Source organism: Priestia sp. YIM B13489 (assembly GCF_042787645.1).
GTDB classification, from domain to species: domain Bacteria; phylum Bacillota; class Bacilli; order Bacillales; family Bacillaceae_H; genus Priestia; species Priestia megaterium.
In genome coordinates this window covers 3,379,891-3,398,413 of the sequence record NZ_JBHZOQ010000053.1, presented here as the reverse complement: position 1 = coordinate 3,398,413, position 18,523 = coordinate 3,379,891, and the positions used below count along the sequence as shown (strand labels likewise).

16 protein-coding genes and 1 riboswitch are annotated in these 18,523 nt (G+C 38.6%); of the genes, 4 read left to right on the top strand and 12 right to left on the bottom strand.

The features are described 5' to 3' along the window. Positions 1-356 precede the first annotated feature (356 nt). On the top strand, positions 357-2,471 hold the full coding sequence (locus ACFX4W_RS23250; RefSeq protein ID WP_280559268.1) for an ATP-dependent Clp protease ATP-binding subunit: 2,115 nt from the start codon (positions 357-359) through the stop codon (positions 2,469-2,471). Positions 2,472-2,522: 51 nt separating this feature from the next. Here ACFX4W_RS23250 and ACFX4W_RS23245 read toward each other — a convergent pair whose 3' ends face one another. Then, a complete protein-coding gene (locus ACFX4W_RS23245) occupies positions 2,523-2,789 on the bottom strand; it encodes a hypothetical protein (RefSeq protein WP_043979643.1) in 267 nt (88 codons plus the stop codon). A gap of 340 nt (positions 2,790-3,129) precedes the next feature. Here ACFX4W_RS23245 and ACFX4W_RS23240 point away from each other — a divergent pair, with 340 nt between their 5' ends. Beyond that, positions 3,130-4,713: a PAS domain S-box protein gene (locus ACFX4W_RS23240; RefSeq protein WP_377560152.1), complete on the top strand. Its 1,584-nt coding sequence runs from the start codon at positions 3,130-3,132 to the stop codon at positions 4,711-4,713. A gap of 348 nt (positions 4,714-5,061) precedes the next feature. Here the strand turns inward: ACFX4W_RS23240 and ACFX4W_RS23235 are convergent, their stop codons facing one another. Then, complete coding sequence (locus tag ACFX4W_RS23235; RefSeq protein ID WP_043979646.1) at positions 5,062-6,756, bottom strand: M3 family oligoendopeptidase; 1,695 nt, start codon at positions 6,754-6,756, stop codon at positions 5,062-5,064. Positions 6,757-6,927: 171 nt separating this feature from the next. Further along, on the bottom strand, positions 6,928-7,398 hold the full coding sequence (locus ACFX4W_RS23230) for a MarR family winged helix-turn-helix transcriptional regulator (protein ID WP_025749435.1): 471 nt from the start codon (positions 7,396-7,398) through the stop codon (positions 6,928-6,930). Positions 7,399-7,597: 199 nt separating this feature from the next. On the opposite strand from ACFX4W_RS23230, the gene ACFX4W_RS23225 reads away from it, so the two are divergent. Then, complete coding sequence (locus tag ACFX4W_RS23225) at positions 7,598-8,365, top strand: DUF4931 domain-containing protein (protein ID WP_043979649.1); 768 nt, start codon at positions 7,598-7,600, stop codon at positions 8,363-8,365. A gap of 156 nt (positions 8,366-8,521) precedes the next feature. Continuing rightward, positions 8,522-9,253: a ZIP family metal transporter gene (locus ACFX4W_RS23220; protein WP_016763389.1), complete on the top strand. Its 732-nt coding sequence runs from the start codon at positions 8,522-8,524 to the stop codon at positions 9,251-9,253. A 64-nt stretch (positions 9,254-9,317) separates the two neighbouring features. On the opposite strand, the gene ACFX4W_RS23215 is transcribed toward ACFX4W_RS23220, so the two are convergent. The 9 genes from ACFX4W_RS23215 to mtnW all read right to left on the bottom strand — a co-directional run bounded on the left by ACFX4W_RS23215 (position 9,318) and on the right by mtnW (position 18,240). After that, positions 9,318-9,557, bottom strand: coding sequence for an aspartyl-phosphate phosphatase Spo0E family protein (locus ACFX4W_RS23215; RefSeq protein WP_016763388.1), 240 nt, complete (start codon positions 9,555-9,557; stop codon positions 9,318-9,320). Between the two features lie 431 nt (positions 9,558-9,988). Continuing rightward, positions 9,989-11,329: a CoA-disulfide reductase gene (locus tag ACFX4W_RS23210; RefSeq protein ID WP_043979653.1), complete on the bottom strand. Its 1,341-nt coding sequence runs from the start codon at positions 11,327-11,329 to the stop codon at positions 9,989-9,991. A gap of 86 nt (positions 11,330-11,415) precedes the next feature. Continuing rightward, complete coding sequence (locus ACFX4W_RS23205; RefSeq protein ID WP_043979656.1) at positions 11,416-12,450, bottom strand: ABC transporter permease; 1,035 nt, start codon at positions 12,448-12,450, stop codon at positions 11,416-11,418. Further along, positions 12,447-13,952 carry a sugar ABC transporter ATP-binding protein gene (locus ACFX4W_RS23200; RefSeq protein ID WP_043979658.1) on the bottom strand — a complete coding sequence of 502 codons (1,506 nt, stop codon included), beginning with the start codon at positions 13,950-13,952 and terminating at the stop codon, positions 12,447-12,449. Before ACFX4W_RS23200 ends, ACFX4W_RS23205 begins: the two co-directional genes overlap by 4 nt. Positions 13,953-13,968: 16 nt before the next feature. Continuing rightward, the gene (locus tag ACFX4W_RS23195; RefSeq protein ID WP_043979661.1) at positions 13,969-15,045 is read right to left on the bottom strand and encodes a sugar ABC transporter substrate-binding protein; all 1,077 of its coding nucleotides are present in this window, start codon (positions 15,043-15,045) and stop codon (positions 13,969-13,971) included. Between the two features lie 122 nt (positions 15,046-15,167). Continuing rightward, positions 15,168-15,683 carry a 1,2-dihydroxy-3-keto-5-methylthiopentene dioxygenase gene (locus tag ACFX4W_RS23190; RefSeq protein WP_013082223.1) on the bottom strand — a complete coding sequence of 172 codons (516 nt, stop codon included), beginning with the start codon at positions 15,681-15,683 and terminating at the stop codon, positions 15,168-15,170. Positions 15,684-15,698: 15 nt separating this feature from the next. Next, positions 15,699-16,337, bottom strand: coding sequence for a methylthioribulose 1-phosphate dehydratase (locus ACFX4W_RS23185; RefSeq protein WP_013082222.1), 639 nt, complete (start codon positions 16,335-16,337; stop codon positions 15,699-15,701). Then, entirely contained in the window at positions 16,334-16,999 is a 666-nt protein-coding gene (locus tag ACFX4W_RS23180) for a 2-hydroxy-3-keto-5-methylthiopentenyl-1-phosphate phosphatase (RefSeq protein ID WP_028407890.1), read from the bottom strand. The genes ACFX4W_RS23185 and ACFX4W_RS23180 overlap by 4 nt, the downstream gene beginning before the upstream one ends. After that, positions 16,996-18,240 carry a 2,3-diketo-5-methylthiopentyl-1-phosphate enolase gene (gene mtnW, locus ACFX4W_RS23175; RefSeq protein WP_043979664.1) on the bottom strand — a complete coding sequence of 415 codons (1,245 nt, stop codon included), beginning with the start codon at positions 18,238-18,240 and terminating at the stop codon, positions 16,996-16,998. The genes ACFX4W_RS23180 and mtnW overlap by 4 nt, the downstream gene beginning before the upstream one ends. A gap of 80 nt (positions 18,241-18,320) precedes the next feature. Beyond that, positions 18,321-18,427, bottom strand: a riboswitch (SAM riboswitch). Positions 18,428-18,523 lie beyond the last annotated feature (96 nt).

The following is an 18,523-nucleotide window of genomic DNA, read 5'->3' as shown; positions in this document are numbered from 1 at the left end:
GCAAACCTTCTTGAGTATAATTTTTATCCTTCTTGCTGTCAATAACTTATTTTATCCAACGGTAGGCTCTGCGCTCATTTTTCCACTTTTCTTCTTATTAATATTAATTCCCTCTCCAAGCAGATCATTGTACAAAATGCCTCTTATGTTTTTACATGTATAGAACGGGTACACATAAAACACATCTTTTTTTAATGTACTACCTTTTGTACATAAGCGAGGAACTTCCTTCAAAAATTTTTTAAGCAAAAGACTTGAAAGTCAAAAAAGGTCAAAGTATAATGAAATTACGAAAGGTCAAAAAAGGTCAAACACCTGCTGATCTTCGATTAAAATCATTTAGGGAGGCTAATTAAATGATTTGTCAAAACTGTAATAAACGTGAAGCATCTATTCAATTAAATGTACAAACAAATAACCAAAAATCTCAATATCGTTTATGTCATACATGTTATCAAGCACTAATGAAAGAACATAAAATCCCATCAGGTTTTGGAGGTGGCGGCTTTATGAACATCGATGATTTATTCAAGCAAATGGCGCACGAACAAGCTGCACCGGAACAGCCACAGCAAGGAAATGGCGGCGGAGGCTTTTTAGACCAGTTCGGTCGAAACTTAACTCAAATTGCGAAAACGGGATTAATTGACCCTGTTATTGGCCGAGAAGAAGAAGTAGAGCGTGTCATTGAAATTTTAAATAGAAGAAACAAAAACAACCCGGTACTAATCGGAGAACCCGGTGTTGGTAAAACAGCTGTTGTTGAAGGGTTAGCTTTAAAAATCGCGGAAGGAAAAGTTCCTGCTAAGCTGTTAAATAAAGATGTATATCTTTTAGATGTAGCATCTCTCGTAGCTAATACCGGCGTGCGCGGTCAATTTGAAGAGCGCATGAAGCAGTTAATTTCTGAGCTTCAACAGCGAAAAAACGTGATTTTATTTATCGATGAAATTCACCTTCTTGTGGGAGCTGGTTCAGCGGAAGGTTCAATGGACGCAAGCAATATTTTAAAACCTGCTCTTGCACGAGGCGAACTTCAAGTAGTTGGAGCTACAACTTTAAAAGAGTACCGTTCCATCGAAAAAGATGCGGCTCTTGAACGACGCTTCCAGCCGGTTATGGTTCACGAACCGTCTGTAGAAGAAGCCGTTGAAATTCTAAAAGGAATCCAAAGTAAATATGAAGATTATCACGGCGTTAGCTATACAGATGAAGCGATCCGCGCTTGTGTAAATTTATCACACCGCTACATTCAAGATCGCTTCTTGCCTGATAAAGCAATTGACTTGCTAGATGAAGCAGGTTCAAAAATGAACTTACAGGCAGGCATTACAAATAAAGACGATGCGGCCGCTCGCTTAAAAGAACTTACAAAAGAAAAAGAGCAGGCGCTAAAGGATGAAAAATATGAAGTAGCGGCAAAACTGCGCGATGAAGAAGCTGCTCTTGAAAAGCAACTAAACGAAGAACAGCAAAAAATGAATGTGGATATTGCTGACATTCAAGCAATTATTGAAAAGAAAACGGGTATCCCTGTTGGTAAACTTCAAGAAAATGAAGCAGCAAAAATGAAGCATTTAGCAGAGCACTTAGCTCAAAAAGTAATTGGACAGCAGGAAGCTGTAGAAAAAGTAGCAAAAGCGATTCGACGTTCTCGCGCTGGATTAAAAGCGAAGCATCGCCCAATTGGTTCATTCTTATTTGTCGGCCCAACAGGTGTCGGTAAAACAGAGTTAACCAAAACATTAGCTGAAGAACTATTCGGCTCAAAAGATGCTATGGTTCGTCTAGATATGAGTGAATATATGGAAAAACATGCGGTGTCTAAATTAATCGGTTCACCTCCTGGCTACGTAGGTCACGAAGAGGCAGGACAATTAACAGAGAAAGTACGCCGTAATCCTTATTCCATCATCTTACTAGATGAAATTGAAAAAGCTCATCCAGACGTTCAGCATATGTTTCTACAAATTCTAGAAGACGGACGTCTAACAGATAGTCAAGGTCGCACAGTAAGCTTTAAAGACACAGTTATCATTATGACAAGTAACGCTGGTGTAGGTGAAAAGAAAATTACGGTTGGGTTTGACGCAGAAAATGACGCACTTAAACAGGCATCCGTTTTAGATTCACTTTCATCTTATTTCAAACCAGAGTTTTTAAACCGATTTGATACAATCATTGAATTTAATCATCTTGAAAAAGACAACTTGATTAAAATTGTGGACCTTATGCTTGCTGAATTAAAAGAAACATTACAAGAACAAAATATCACGCTGAGCGTAGCAGATGAGGTAAAAGAAAAACTAGCTGAACTTGGCTATCACCCTGCATTCGGTGCTAGACCGCTCCGCCGAGCAATTCAAGAACAGCTTGAAGATCGAATTACAGACTTACTTTTAGATGACGCAGACGTATCAACAGTGAACGTAACGTTAAATGAAGCAAGCGAAATCACCGTACAAAACTAATAGAAAAAGCGACTCTACTTGAGTCGCTTTTTTTTATAGAAATACTTACGTTTATTTACTTTCATCTGTTTTTTCGTCAGTACTATCCGTTGATTCTTCTTGATCATCAGATGCTTCATCCCCAGATGAATCATCTGCTTCGTCTTGCTTCATTGTTTCCTGTGAATCATCTGTAGTTGTGTCCTCCGCTTGAGTATCATCCGACTGTTCTGTTTGCTGTTCTGTGGCATCTTTTTCATCCGTTTGTGAGTTGCATGCTGTGATTAACATAATTGCTAGAAGTGATCCAAATAACTTGACTAATAAACTTTTGTTCATTTTACCGTCTCCTTTCGAATCATCTGAGCCTCTATGTAGTCACCATTCATATGGCTCTACTGGCAGTATAGCCTATCCAATTAGAAAAAAGTTCACTTTTACAAGGTTATCACAAAAGCTTTACATCCCCTTCATTTCGTTCATGTTCCCCTCATATTTCCTTAATAGTTTATGACTAGCTGTATTCTAGATCTATCTTCCTTGGTCTAAGTGCTCAATTCAGCTATTCACACAGTTGTAACTATGCTAATATGAGTGATATATCACTACATCGTGCGACTAGCTGACTATAAAGTTATTCTCCTATGAAATTATTCACCATTTAAGAAAGGGATTTTTTATGGAATCACACAACCTCATAAAAAAACGAAATTTTATTCTTTTACTTATTTTTTGGCTGCTATATTTTGTCCACATTGTGTTATACCACTTTATTGCAGCTGATCCTCATATGATTGTTTTTATAAGCGGAGGAATTTTATTATTGGTAGTGACGGCGATGTACTACTTTCGTTTTCATCCTGCCATCATTATGTATTCTTTTTTTATATGCTATTATGCCTATATTGCGTACATGGCATCTATTGAACCTGCTGTTATTAATTATTTATTTTTGTTTCTTGGAATCATTGTTAGCTTTATTTATTATAGCTATGTCGCTATTGTAATTTCTACATTAATGTCCATAATAATTATTTTGTACTTTTATGTAAGCAACACTCTTTTTACATCTGTGACTTTCGTGAAATTAGATATCGTTTATTTCATTTTGTTTACGCTGATCACAATGATTATTTTGTTGTATTGTGCTCATTTCTCTAAAAAACTGATTGCTATTACGAGGGTCAAAATGAACAAAACCGAAGATGAACTGTACTCAGCTCAAGAGTATTTGCAATCTTTTTTTACATACAATCGCGACGCCATTTCCGTGTTCAGTCTAGACGGCAAAGTGATTAAAGTAAACGATGCTTTTGAGCAAATATACGGATGGAAAGCGGAAGAAATTGTCGAAAAATCCATTCCATTCATTCCTACTGGCTTAAAAGGCGACGCTGAAAGCCGATTAGAAAGGGTTAAAAAAGGAGAAAAGCTGGTAGCCTTTGAAACCCAAGATAAGCGAAAAGACGGAAAAATAATTGATGTAGAAATCACTGTTTCACCTATTTTTAATCGTGATCAGCAAGTCGTTGCGCTTTTTGGTATTTCACGCGATCTTACAGAAGAAAAGGAAACAGAAAAATTTCTTCGCCAAACCGATAAGTTATCTTTAGCGGGCGAAATGGCAGCGGGAATCGCTCATGAAATTCGAAATCCACTTACTTCTCTAAATGGATTTATTCAGCTTATTCATGAAGACAGCAGCCGCTATCATTCTTATACAACCATCATGCTGAGCGAACTGAATCGTATTAACTCAATCGTTGGAGAATTTTTATTGCTCGCTAAACCTCATGACACGGTTATGAAAAAGCACGCATTCTCTACTATTTTAAATGACGTTATTCTTTTGTATGAATCAGAATGTGTATTAAAAAATGTCGTAGTTAAAACGCAGGTGGAAGCCCCGCATACATACATCTGCTGTGATGCAAACCAAATTAAGCAAGTACTCATTAATTTGTTGAAAAATGCGCTCGAAGCTATGCCTAGTGGAGGAGAAATTCATTTAAACGTTACTCAGCATACTAAAGATCTTACTATTTTCATTAAAGATACAGGAGTCGGCATTCCTTCACATTTGCTTACGCACATTCAAAAGCCCTTTTTTACCACGAAGCCCTCAGGTACCGGTCTTGGACTTGTTGTGATTAAAAACATTTTGTATCAGCATAAAGGAACATTTGAGATTAAAAGCACTGTTGGCGAAGGAACCAGCGTTTCCCTTACGATTCCTTTATGGGAACAAGAAATTAATCATTAAAAAAAGAGGCTGGAACAAAAGTATGTTAGTTGAAGAAAGATTCGAACGAGTTTGTTTCTTGATTAAGAATCAAACTCATTCGAATTTTTTTATTATGAGGGTGAACGTAGATTTAATTTAGGTGCTTCTAGCTGTTGATTGGAGGGCAAGGCGAAGACTCCTGCGGGAAAAGCGGAATAGGTAAGACCCCGCAGGAGTATCAGCGCCGAGGAGGCTCACCGGCCGCCCGCGGAAAGCAAAGCCTTGCACGGAAATCAACGGCGGTGTAACAAGCGATTCATACTAGATTGTTTATCCCATTTGTTCGTCTTTACATTGGATTAATTTTGTTGTGTCTCAATCTCTTTTTTATAGCTTTTTATCATCAATACTATTTAAATAGTTTTCAATTTCATCTACTACAGACTGCACGCAGCCCTCTTCGAATGGAGAGATCAAATTCGCTGCCTCTACTAATTCTAAAAACGGCTTACTTCCGCCAAGCTTACACAAATGAACGTAATCTTGCCATGCTTGTTCATGGTTTTCTCGATCTTTTTTCCAAAATTGAAATGCACAAATTTGAGCGAGCGTGTAATCAATATAATAAAACGGAGACGTGTAAATATGAAGCTGGCGCTGCCAGAAGCCCCCGCTTTCTAGATAGTGATGGCCGTCATAGTTTTTAGAAGGCATATATTTCTTTTCAATTTCTCGCCACGTTTGTTTTCGTTCCGAAGGCGTCATCTCAGGGCGTTCGTATACAGCATGCTGAAATTCATCTACCGCTACCCCGTAAGGCAAGAAAGTTAAGCCTGAGCTTAAATGAGAAAACTGGTATTTATCTTTGTCTTCTTTAAAGAACAACTCCATCCAAGGCCATGTAAAATACTCCATGCTCATCGAATGGATTTCAGCTCCTTCATGCGTAGGCCAGTGATACTCATTGGTTTCCATATCTCGGCTGGAATACACTTGAAAAGCATGCCCTGCTTCATGCGTTAACACATCAATATCCCCTGATGTTCCATTAAAATTCGAAAAAATAAACGGTGCTTTGTATTCTTCAATAAACGTACAGTAGCCTCCGCCTGCTTTGCCCTTTTTAGCGACTAAATCCATCAAATTATTTTCAAGCATAAATGAAAAAAATTCGTCCGTCTCTTTAGAAAGCTCTTTATACATAACCCGTCCATTTTCAATAATCCACTTTTCATCACCTTTTGGCACTGCGTTTCCTGTTTCAAACTGAAACGGTTCATCATAATAAGTTAAGCTCTCTACTTGAATTCTTTCCTGCTGACGCTTTTTTAGTTTTTCAGTAAGGGGAACAATATACTCTTTTACTTGTTTGCGAAAAGCGGCAACCATTTCAGCATCGTAGCCTATTCTAGACATACGAGCATAGCCCACTTCTACGAAATTTTTATAGCCTAATTTTTCAGCAAGCTTGGTCCGCACTTTTACAAGTTTGTCATAAATATCATCAAATTCCTCTTCATGATCGGTAAAAAATTGAAATTTCGCTTCTGCTGCTTTTTTTCTCATTTCTCGATCAGATGACTCCATAAACGGATCGAGCTGAGCTAACGTTCTTTCTTCTCCTTCAAATACAATTTTAGCTGACGCCACTAGTTTCGTATATTGAGACGATAGCTTATTTTCTTCCTGAAGCTCTTTTACTATTTCCGGAGAGAACGTTTTTAACTGCATTTCAGCAAGAGAGAACAACTGCTTGCCCCACTTTTCTTCTAGTTGCTGTTTAAAAGGCGAAGAGATTAACGCTTTGTAAAATTTCTCTACATATCCTTCTAAAAGCGGCTGTGTTTCATCAAAATAGTCTTGCTCTTCCTTATAAAATTCATTCGCTGTGTCGATAGAATGACGAATATAGCAGATGTTCCCCATTGTGCTGTACTGGGAATACGCATCATTTGCTAAACGAATTGCCTCGTTTTGCTGACTGACTGACGCTGCTTCCGTAAAGTGTGTAATGGCCTTTTCAAACTGCTTTTCAATTTCATTCATATCAGGTCGCGTATATGTATAATTCTCAAATTTCATCATTTGGACCCCTTTCTCTATTGTCTGTATGTAACCTAATTCGTTTTTATCCAGCTGTATTCCTGTTAATTTCAATTTTTTGTCACTTTTTATTTTTTATGTCGATTGGTTATGAAAGAAGTCATAGAAAAAAACTCGTTTGTTCAACAGAAACAAACGAGCTTTCCTTAATTAATCAGTCGATTCCGGCAAAAATTCATCTGCATAGTGTCCTAATTTCTTAAGCATCGAAATAGCAACTTCCTTTTCTTCGCTAGACAGGACGGATAAAATATCATGAATTCTTTTTTCGTGACTCGGAAACATGCTTTCAATCATTTCCTTACCTTGCTTGGTGATAGCTGCATAGGTTACGCGACGATCGTTCGGACAAGCAACGCGCTCTAAGAAGCCTTTTTTCTCAAGCTTGTCTACTACATACGTAATACTGCCGCTTGCGAGTAGAATTTTTCCGCCAATTTGCTGCAGAGGCTGCTGGCCTTTGTGGTACAATAACTCTAGGACAGCAAATTCGGTTGGATTCATTCCATGCTGTTGAATAAATTTATGCACATGATCATTAATTGAACGATTGGCACGAGATAGTACAATAAATAATTTAAGAGATTGGTCTAACTCTTCTCTAGTTACATCATTCGTCATTTTAATCAGTTCCTTTAATATTATCTTGATATCAAGATAATACTAAAATTTCCCTTCAAAGTCAATCAAAGCAGGCTTATTTCAGCGGTTATTCTCTCCGCTTGTACAATTTTTTTGATAAAAAATGTATATAAGTGGATTTATACATATGCTTTTAATACAATAAACATATGACCATTACATAAAAAGGTGAATGATTATGAAACCAACCCATTTATTATTTAATTCCGCGATTGGTTCACAAAAGCCTGAAACAATCGTTAACCGGCAAAATCCCTGTCCCTTTTGCGACGTAGAATCTCTTACAGGCATTATTGAAAAACAAGGACCTATCATTTGGCTGAAAAATAAGTTTCCCGTTCTGCAAGATGCTTATCAGACGGTTATTATTGAGACCGATGAATGTTCTTCGGAACTATCTATTTATCCAAAGGAACATCTGTACACCTTGCTGAGCTTCGCTACTGAACGATGGATATCTATGATAAACAGCGGAGAATATGCTTCTGTTCTTTTCTTTAAAAACCACGGCCCCATGTCCGGAGGATCATTACGACATCCTCATATGCAAATTATTGGTTTAAATGAGATGGATGTAAATGAAAATGTGAAGCTAGAGCAGTTTGAAGGAGTCACAATTGCCCAAAATGAACACGTCACATTTAATTTATCTGCAAAACCTAGAATGGGCTTTTTTGAATTTAACGTGATAACGGATCAGCTTGACAAAGAGATGCATGCATTTGCAGATTATCTTCAAACGGCTGCTCACTATTTATTAAATCATTTTCATCGTAGCTGCACGAGCTACAACTTATTTTTTTATAATCTTAAAAACGGCAAAATTGCGGCGAAAATCATTCCTCGCTTTGCCACATCTCCTTTGTATGTAGGATATGGCATTCCTCAAGTTTCCAATAAGCTTGAGCACATTGCTAACCAAGTTCAGGAGCTGTACTTTACCTAAAAAGTTGAACCTTCACTGGTTCAACTTTTTTGTAAGGTTATTGCATAAAGCTATTCACTTTTAAAATAGTCATGCTCATAGAAACCAAAAAAACATACACTAAAAGAACGATGTGAATTGAGGATAAAAAGAAGAATACGTAAAAGGAGACGGTTTATGACTGAGGTACTAATTGGAAGCATTCTTTCTGCGCTATCGACTGGAGTAGGCGCTTTGCCTATTCTGTTTTTGAATCAAGAACTCACTCATCGCTGGAAAGATATACTTCTTGCGCTCACTGCAGGTATTATGACAGCAGCTTCTACTATGAGCTTGATTCCAGAATCTCTTCAAAGCGGCGGTTTTTTTTCCTTAGCCATTGGCTTACTGCTTGGAGTTGTAACATTAACACTCTTGGAGCAGAATATTCCTCACATTGATCTTGAGCATTCTAAAACCGGCATTCAGTTTGATGAAAAAGCACTTTTAATTGTTTCCGCTATTACTTTGCATAACCTTCCTGAAGGACTGTCTGTTGGTGTTAGCTACGCTTCAAATGTTGAAAATACAGGGAACTTAATCGCCCTTGCAATCGGTCTTCAAAATGCACCTGAAGGACTGTTGGTCGCGCTATTTTTAGCTCAGCAAAATATCAGTAAAATAAAAGCATTTTTAATTGCTACCCTTACAGGCTCCGTTGAGATTGTAACGTCTTTACTCGGGTTTTATTTAACTAATTTTGTTGATTCTCTCGTTTCATATGGATTAGCTTTTGCTGCTGGAGCCATGCTTTTTATTATTTATAAAGAGTTGATTCCAGAAAGCCACGGCGATGGAAACGAAAGATTTGCTACTTATTCGTTTATTTTTGGTATTTTGTTTATGATCTTTTTAATTAACATTTTTTAAAGGTGAAGAGAGGCCACGGGCAGCATGATTGTTTTACTGCCCGATCCCGAATGCTTGTCCTGTATTACAGCTTTGAAAAAGATAAAAAGCGGCTAATCAGTGTGGCAAACGATGTCTTTTCTTCCTCTTCTTTTAAACGCTTCTTTTGATAAACGAGTAAGAGCTGATCAAGCTCTTGACTACAGGTAACGGTTTCTTCATTAGTCAAACCTTTTTCTTCTCCGAGCTGCACCATCTTTTGTCTTTTTTGGACGATTTCTACTAATAATCTCTCTGATTTCGTTCTATTTCTCACTCCAAACACAAAATCCTCTCCTATGACAAAGAAATTAGCTTATAACGCATTATTACAAATTCTACTAAATATGTAAATAGAGTCGCAATAATAGACATTTTTTTTGCAAAAAAATTATTTTGTCGGAATTTACAAACGCTTACATTACTATAGGAATACCATTTATCTTTTTTTTACAACTTGTTTTTCGACAAAAGATGCTGCTTGTCGAATCGAAAAAAGATTGAAACATAACGAAATCAATACAATCTAAAAACGAACAAATGAGCCGAACCGCTTGTCTCGCAGGAATTTTCGCCTTGCCCTTGAGTCAACAGCTAGAAGCATCTAAATATATAAAACCTGCGTTCACCATCAGCATAAAAAAATCCGAATGAAGTTGATTCTTAATCAAGAATTACTTCGTTCGGATCTTCATACTTTTGTCACCGTATCTTTTTCTATTCAGCTTTCTGAGCAGCAATTTGTACAGCATCCCATACCGTAGCAAAAGGAGGAGCATACGAAAGATCTAGCATGGTTATTTCATCTGTTGTGAGGCGGCAAGTAATAGCTGTCGCAAATACATCGATTCGTTTTGCTACTCCTTCTTTCCCAATCATTTGAACCCCCAAAATCTCTTTTGTTTCAGGATGATAAACAAGTTTTATCACAATCTTTTCAGCTCCTGGATAGTAAGAAGCATGACTCGGAGCTTCGGCTGTGACGGCTTTATATAAAAGAGAATTTTCCCTTGCTTCTCTTTCTGAAATGCCGGTTTTTCCGATTTCATAGTCCATCACTTTGACAATACTTGTACCTATAACACCCGGAAATTCTCGACTTTCTCCCCCTAATCGGTAACCAAGAACCCTTCCCTGCTTATTGGCAATGGTTCCAAGAGCAATATGAACATCTTTTTTTAATACGCGGTGATAGCTCGTTGCACAATCTCCTGCTGCGTAGATATGTGGCACGTTGGTTTCCAACTTCTCGTTTACTAAAATAGCTCCATTTTCAAGCATCCTTAGTCCGTTTCTTTCTAAGAATTGCGTATTCGGACGAACTCCTACATTTACAATCACTAAATCTGTTTGATACGTTTGACGGTTTGTTTGAACGTGAGTGACGGAACCATCTGAATGCAGCAATGCTTCCACTTCTTCTTCGAAATGAAATAAAATATCGTCATCTAGCTGCTTTTGTAAATGCTCTGCCATTTCTTGATCTAAAATAGATAGAATCTGCTTTCCCTGTTCAATAACCCGTACTTCTTTTCCCAAAGCCTTCATTGCTTCAGCTACTTCCATTCCGACATATCCTCCGCCGATAATGGTGACTTTCTCTACGGAGTGAGCCTGTAGATATGTATAGATTCTTTCGCTGTCTTCTAATGACTTTAATGTGCATACATTCGGCATGTGATCACTCATAAAATTGGGTTTAACAGCCCTTGTTCCAGTTGCAATGATGAGTTCATCATATGTTATCTCTTTTTCCGTTGACGTCTTTACATTTTGCACTACTATGTATTTTTTTGTATGATTTACTTCTTTAACTTCGTGGAAAAGATGGACGGAGATGTTTCGCTCTTCAAATTCTTGTTTCGTCCGAGCAATCAAATCGTCTTTTTCTTTTACAACTCCTGACAGATAGTAAGGCATGCCACATGCGCTGTAAGAGATATCTCCACCTTTTTCAAACACAAGAATTTCCACTTCTTCTTTTTCTTTCATCCGGCGAAGCTGTGAAGCTGCGCTCATTCCGGCGGCTACTCCTCCTATAATGACGACACGTTTCATCTATACTCCCTCTTTCTACATAAATAATAAGCTATACTATTGTTTTTCCTTATTCTTCCCGATTTCAAACGAAAAAAAACGGCTGTTTACACAGCCGTAGATGTTTGTTTCGAGCGGTAATATGTTAAAGCCAAGGCTCCTGCTAATACAGCTCCTTTAATAATGTCTTGCATATAATACGGAACATTTAGCATCGTTAACCCATTTAACAGCACACCAATTAAAATAGAGCCAATCAGTGTCCCGAATACATTCGGTTTCCCTGCTCCAAATACGGAAAAGCCAATGTATGTAGCAGCTACGGCATCCATTAAAAATGGTGAACCCGCGTTTACTTCTCCTACTCCAATACGGGCAGCTAAAACGACTCCTCCAATTCCAGCAAGCAAACCTGAAAACATATAGGCATACATACGGTAACGATTAACCGGTACGCCCGAAAGTCTTGCTGCTTCTATGTTCCCTCCTGTTACGTAGAAAAAACGCCCAAACTTCGTATAGGAAAAAACGATATGAACAAGCAGCACAGTCAGCAGCATAATGATAACCGGGACAGGAATACCTAGTAAATGACCTTGCCCCAGTGCAAGGAAAGATGGAATAAAAATTCCCGGAGCTCTGTCTCCGCTTGGTAAAGGCATATTGGTATAAATAGCTGAGCCTTTTGTATACGTTAATAAAATCCCCTGTACGATGAACATCATGGAAAGAGTTGCTAAAATATCAGGAATCTTTACTTTCACTACTAAAAAAGCATTTATTAACCCGATAAGAAGCGATGCAATAATCGGAACAATGATAGCGACTGCAATTTCTTGTCTGTGCAAAACAAGCATAGAGGCTGATAAAATAGCGGCTAACCCCGCCGTAGACCCTACAGATAAATCGAGTCCGTTGACGGTTAACGATATCGTTACACCAAGCGCTATTAAAGTAACAATGGAAATAGAGCGCAGGATATCACTAATGTTTTCTCCTGTTAAAAAGTTAGGTGTGGCAATGGAGAAGATAATCATAATAACAAAAATCATTAAGACTGTCCCATATTTATAAAAAAAGTCGAAAACACTTATTTTTCTCTTTGGTTTCGCTACAGGTTCTGTTACATACTCCACACTCATCCTTTTACTCCTCCTGCTGTATAATAAAATAATTTTTCACTAGTTGCTTCTTCTTTGGATAATTCTTTCACGATTTTTCCGTTGTACATAACATAAATTCGATCCGCTACCCCTAGCAGCTCCTCAAATTCACAGGTTGCATAAACAACCCCTTTTTGCTGCGACACAAGATTTGTAATTAAATCAAATATTTCTCGTTTGGAGCCTACATCAACCCCTTTAGTTGGTTCATCAAACAACAGCACGTCAGAGTCCGTAACAAGCCATTTTCCGATTGCTACTTTCTGCTGATTTCCACCACTTAACGTTCCAACTGACTGCTCGATAGAATGAGACTTTACGCCAACTTGCCCAGTCGTTTTCTGCGCTTTTTCTTTGATCTTTCCTCGCTTTAAAAACGAATACTTTGTAAAGCGGGACAGACTTGGCAAAACTAAGTTATCGGCAATCGATTCATGAACAAAAATCCCTTCTTTTCTTCGTTCTTCAGGAACAAGAGAAAGACCTTGTGCAATATAATAATAAGGCTGTTTATTCAACTTTAGTTTCTTGTCTTTTAACCGCACGCTGCCGCTCACATATTGCTCTAAACCAAATAGACTTCGGCAAAGCTCCGTTTTCCCCGCTCCGACAAGCCCTGCAATACCGACTACTTCTCCTTCTTTCACATGAAAAGAGATATTAGAAAGGCGCCCTGGAAGAGATAATGCTTCTACATGTAAAAGTTCGTTTCCAAATTCTACTGATTTTTTGACCCACTGTTTTACAGAAGACGTTCCTAACATGAGCGTAATCACGTCTTCAATTGATGTATGTGCAGTTTCTTTTGTAGCTACATAGCGTCCGTCCTTTAAAACCGTTAAGCGGTCGCAAATATCAACCACTTCTTGAAGGCGATGTGAAATGTAAATAATGCCTACTCCGCTTTTCTTTAACTCTCTCATCACAGAAAACAATTGTTTCGTCTCTTCCACACTAAGAGGTGCGGTTGGTTCATCCAAAATTAAATAATCAACATTCTGTACAATTGCACGTGCAATAAGCACCTGCTGTTTTTCTGATAGAGTTAGGTCAACGACATTTTTTTTTACGGATAGAGAAGAGCCAAGTAAAGAAAGAGCTTCTTCCGCTTTCTTATAAATAGATTTCCAGTTTACAAATGTCTTACTTTTATTAGAAGCCTGCACGTCTAACACAATGTTTTCAGCCACTGACAGCGAAGGAATCAGCGCTACATCTACTTCTTGATGCACAATGCCGATGCCCTGGCGCTTAGCTTCTTTAGGAGAAGAAATGGAGATTTCTTCTCCGTCTTTGCAGATTTTCCCTTCGTACTCGTCGTAAGCTCCGCACAATATTTTCATCAGCGTACTTTTACCGGCACCATTGGCTCCCAATAAAGCATGGATTTCCCCTTTTCGAACAGTAAAATCAACTTTGTTCAGCGCTTGAAAAGAACCAAAGTTTTTTGTTATGTTCTTCATTGAAAGCTCGTTCGTCATATCTGTCCCTCCACTTCTATTCTTTTTTACCCCATTCTTCTACATACTGACTAAGCTGATCCATATTAATCGTTTGATTAGGCAAGTCTGTTTGTTTGACTAAAACCGGATCAAAGGAATAATAACGAGGGATCTCTTGACCGGAAATCTTTTTAAGAAGCAGATCAACTTGCTTTTCTCCTACTGAAGCTGGATTTACGGCAGCTGACGCTTTCCACGGACTGTTTTTTGCCTGCATCATTTGTAGATCTTCATCAGATAAGTCTACTCCGTACACTTTAATCTCGTCTCGTCCTGCTTCTTTAATCGCTCTTGTTACTCCTTTTGCAAATTCGTCCCAAGGTGCCCAAACGGCCGCGATGTCTCCTTTATTTGGATACTGCTTCAACACAGCTGCCATTTTATTTTGTGTGTCTAATGAGGTGTTGTCCGTTGCGCTTCCAAACGTAGCAATTTGTTTTACATCTGGATAGCGATTCATCATAATTTTATAAATGCTGTCGCGCTTTTCCATCGGCGCAAACCCTCCAACAAATGCATATACAATGTTTCCTTTTCCATTAATGTCCTGCATCATTTGTTTCAGACCCTGCAGCGCAAGCATATAATCGTCTTGGTCAATTGTTGTAACGCCTTCTACTTTTAATTCTACGTCTGTTGCAATAACGGGAATTCCTTTTGCAATCGCGCGCTTCACGCCAGGTTCAAGGGTTTCAGCCCGGCCGTGGTCAATCATAATACCGTCAACATTTTGGTTAATAGCCGTGTCTAAATAAGCAGCCATTTTGGATTGATCATTGTTTGAATCAGAAACGGATAGCTGTACCCCTGCTTTTTTAGCCGCTTTTGTCACACCTGTTATGTACTGAGCAGCGTGAGTGCCTGACGTAAATTCAGAAATAAGCGCAATTTTTGTATCTTTCGTAACCTTTTTTCCTTCTTGCTGTACAGGCTTAGCAGAAGCCGCTTGCTGCGCTGGAGCTACCTGTGCTTTCTCGTTTAGACTTGGCTGTTCTTTCGTGCAGGCAGCCAGTGCAAAGACTAGAAGCACGAGCAAAGTAAGTGGCCACAGCATTTTTTTACTCTTTTCCATGGTGTTCCTCCCATTAAACTTATTATTCATATAAAAATAGTTAGTTTTATAATAATCCAAAGAATACCCCGCTTTTAGATGTAAAAGCGGGGTGATGATGACCTATGCTTTACAAGTAATTGTTATGCGTAAATAGGTACCCATCCTTCAGTTGTCACGAAAATTCGGACAGCGACTACTTTACGATCTTCCATTAGTGTAAAGTAATGAAGAATATTTTCTGGTACTGAAATTAAATCACCCGGCTCTAATTCAACATCAAAAAATTCGCCGTCTTTTCCTTGGATAACAAAGATTCCATGACCGCTTACAATAAAGCGAACTTCGTCATCTGTGTGAATATGCTTGCGCTGAAAGTTTTTTAACAATTCATCAATATTTGGTGTAGATTCCGATAACGAGATAACATCTTGAGCTTTATAGCCGCGGCGTTCAGAAATATCTTTAATATCCTCACCAAAAGCGTTTAAAATTTCTGTTTTTTCTTCATCAGTTAAATCATATTTTTCACGAAGATTTTCTGGAAGTTTTGTAATGTCCCAGTTTTCATAAATAACTTCATTGTTTGCCAGAAAAGCTGATACTTCCTCTTGAGTTTCAATTCTTTTATTGTTTACATGTAAGCGAATGTGCGCCATTGTTGTTTCCTCCTTTTATAAATGCACCTTTGGCTTAATGCCTTTAAGTGACAGTAATTTGACGTGGTAGCTAAATAGAAATTCATAGGCTTCTAGCGCTTTTTTTGTTTCAAATGCATTTTTCCCCCATACCGTAATCCCGTGATTACGAATCAAAATCGCGCCTTGATCGCCTTTTATATGGTGAGAAAACTCTTCTGCTAGTGTCGGAATATCTGCGTAATTCGGAATAATCGGAACAGTAATTTCCGCATCTTCTTCCCAAATACCTAGTGCCTTAATAATTTCTTGACCTTTGAATGAAATAACGCCTTCATCTCCGTACAGTTCAGAGATCACGTTGTTGTCGATTGTATGTACATGAAGACTGCACCCAGCATTCGTTAAATCGTAAATCTTAACGTGTAAAAGCGTTTCAGCAGAAGGCTTTAAATGCGTGTCTTCTGCAGGCTTTCCATATTGATCAACTAATAAAAAATCTTCATTTGTGCGTTTTCGTTTATCTTTTCCACTTGCTGATACAAAGAAAGTTGTCGGGTTTTGATCCACTTTAATCGCTAAGTTTCCGCTCGTACCGAAGAACCAATCGCGCTCTGCCAGCTCATCTTTTATATCCGCAAGCTCGTGTAATCGTTGCTGAGCCATAATACTCATGCTTTCACCTCTTCTGTTAATTCTTGTAAATGGTGAATGACATCATAAAAAGTAGAAAAAGGACGATACGGTAGAGATAGCTCTTCACATTTTTCAATTAAAAAGTCACGTGCAATGACCGTATCAGCTAATTTGGCAGCCTGCAAATCCGTAATGGAATCGCCAATAACAACCGTATGATCTCTTTCATCTGCAAGATGGCGAATAATCGTTGGCTTACAGCAGCCGCAGTCATTTGTACACTGTTTATCACATGTATGAGGCCACGTAATGGAAATATGCTCACCGGAAAAATCAGATCCGTTGCAGTAGAGCATTTCCTCTGCAACTCGATTTCCCAAAAGTGGTTTTACAAAAAAGTCAATTCCTCCGCTTACAATATAAAGCGGAATATGGTGCTCTTTTGTATAGGCAATAAAATCATCAAATCCATCTCGAATAGCAGACGTCTCTAAAATATAAGAAATAATATCTTCTTTTAATTCCACTGGGAGCAAGGCGAACATTTGCCCAACTCCTTCTTGAATGGAGACGCGCTGTGCCAACACGTCGTCTTTAATACTTTCCCACTCCGGAGGAGCAAATTGTTTCATAATAGCAATAATGTTATCGCTATTTGTAATTGTTCCATCAAAGTCACAAAAGATTTTTAACGATGTCATGCTTTCACCTCTACTGTTCCCCATAGTTGCAAAGCTTTTTGCAACTCTTTTGATTCTTCAGCTTTTTCGGCTAGTGTTTGATGAGAGAGTACTGCATCTATCGCCGCACGGAAGGCTTTTCCTCCTCCGATAGCTCCGTCTGGATGACCGTGAACTCCGCCTCCTGCATTAATAATGCTGTCGATTCCAAAGTCCTTCACAAGCTGCGGTACCATTCCAGGATGAATTCCTGCTGAAGGAACCGGGAAAGACTGCTTATATTTGTATACAGGACGCGTTAATTCGTAGGCAATGCCTGTCGTATCTTCAAGAGAAAGCGCTACGCTTCCGTATGGTGATGGAAACAGTGAGAAATCTGCTCCGGCTAAACGCAATAGCTTTCCAAGCAGCAATGAATTTGAAAAACCGTAAAACTCTGATGGCGTAAGCGCTCCGCTAACAGCTGGGTGTGCCATAATCGGCAAGTTAATTTCATCGTCTTCTCGAAGTGCCTGCAGTACGTCTAACCCGTAAGCAAATACGTTGAATAAAAGAGCATCGGCTCCTAGCTCAGCTGCTTTTCTCGCTTTTTCTTTTAACTCAAACGTTCGTCCCGTTAAATTAACAGCATACAGCGTGCGGTGTCCCGTTTTTTCGTATACTTCATTCAGTACTTTTTTCCCTTCTGTAACGCGAGCTTCAAAAGGTGTTCGTTCACTATCAAACAAAATCTCGTCGTCTTTAACCAAATCCACTCCGCCAAGCGCTTGATCACGCAGCTGAGTTGTTAAATACGTCATATCTCTTCCAATCACGCCTTTAAAAATACTCATCACAAGCGGACGGTCATAAACGCCTAGTTTCTCTCGGATACCTTCTATTCCAAAGCGCGGTCCTGGGAATTGAGCTAATAATTCATCAGGAAAATCCAAGTCTAATAATTTCACTTTTCCATCAAGTGATAGTTTTCCGAAAACCGTAACTAAAATAGCCGGTAAATCTCTTGAAAAGTTGGCAGTTGGATAAGCAATTTTGACAATAGCCTGCTTAATTTCTCCGCCTAAATATCCGTTTACACGTTCGCAATCTTGAAGCTCAGTTACGGACACGACGCGCCCTTTATGCTTTTGAAGCTGTTGCTGATCTAAAAGCGGCAGATCTGTCCATGAGCCGACGGTTAGTCCTAAAGCAATTCCTTCCGCTTTTTTATGAAAATTTCCTTTATTATCATGTAGTAAGTAGCTTGCAACGATTTCGCTCATTATGCTAAAAACTCCCTTGCTGTTTAATATCGTTAATAAAAAAAGCCTCTTCTGTGATTAAGAAGAGGCTTTCGTTGCTCTTCTTATCTCTCAGCTGCTGCTGCAAGAATTAGCACCGTGCTTAACATGCGTTAAGTCGGTTGCCGGGCTTCATCGGGCTAGTCCCTCCACCTACTCCTAATAAGAAAGTTGCTATTTATTTAAATTGAATTCGTAGATTATATACTAAATAAAAAATACCGCTAGGATTTATCGGTTATTAATCTCGTTAACTTCTTACATA

What these genes read in the sequence shown, in the direction of transcription:
- ACFX4W_RS23190 (WP_013082223.1), bottom strand. Translation starts at nt 15,683, where the DNA reads ATGGCGCACATTCGCTTACATGTAAACAATAAAAGAATTGAAACTCAA.
- ACFX4W_RS23205 (WP_043979656.1), bottom strand. Translation starts at nt 12,450, where the DNA reads ATGAGTGTGGAGTATGTAACAGAACCTGTAGCGAAACCAAAGAGAAAA.
- ACFX4W_RS23185 (WP_013082222.1), bottom strand. Translation starts at nt 16,337, where the DNA reads ATGAGTATTATGGCTCAGCAACGATTACACGAGCTTGCGGATATAAAA.
- ACFX4W_RS23195 (WP_043979661.1), bottom strand. Translation starts at nt 15,045, where the DNA reads ATGGAAAAGAGTAAAAAAATGCTGTGGCCACTTACTTTGCTCGTGCTT.
- ACFX4W_RS23180 (WP_028407890.1), bottom strand. Translation starts at nt 16,999, where the DNA reads ATGACATCGTTAAAAATCTTTTGTGACTTTGATGGAACAATTACAAAT.
- ACFX4W_RS23220 (WP_016763389.1), top strand. Translation starts at nt 8,522, where the DNA reads ATGACTGAGGTACTAATTGGAAGCATTCTTTCTGCGCTATCGACTGGA.
- mtnW (WP_043979664.1), bottom strand. Translation starts at nt 18,240, where the DNA reads ATGAGCGAAATCGTTGCAAGCTACTTACTACATGATAATAAAGGAAAT.
- ACFX4W_RS23250 (WP_280559268.1), top strand. Translation starts at nt 357, where the DNA reads ATGATTTGTCAAAACTGTAATAAACGTGAAGCATCTATTCAATTAAAT.
- ACFX4W_RS23210 (WP_043979653.1), bottom strand. Translation starts at nt 11,329, where the DNA reads ATGAAACGTGTCGTCATTATAGGAGGAGTAGCCGCCGGAATGAGCGCA.
- ACFX4W_RS23245 (WP_043979643.1), bottom strand. Translation starts at nt 2,789, where the DNA reads ATGAACAAAAGTTTATTAGTCAAGTTATTTGGATCACTTCTAGCAATT.
- ACFX4W_RS23225 (WP_043979649.1), top strand. Translation starts at nt 7,598, where the DNA reads ATGAAACCAACCCATTTATTATTTAATTCCGCGATTGGTTCACAAAAG.
- ACFX4W_RS23200 (WP_043979658.1), bottom strand. Translation starts at nt 13,952, where the DNA reads ATGACGAACGAGCTTTCAATGAAGAACATAACAAAAAACTTTGGTTCT.
- ACFX4W_RS23230 (WP_025749435.1), bottom strand. Translation starts at nt 7,398, where the DNA reads ATGACGAATGATGTAACTAGAGAAGAGTTAGACCAATCTCTTAAATTA.
- ACFX4W_RS23240 (WP_377560152.1), top strand. Translation starts at nt 3,130, where the DNA reads ATGGAATCACACAACCTCATAAAAAAACGAAATTTTATTCTTTTACTT.
- ACFX4W_RS23235 (WP_043979646.1), bottom strand. Translation starts at nt 6,756, where the DNA reads ATGAAATTTGAGAATTATACATATACGCGACCTGATATGAATGAAATT.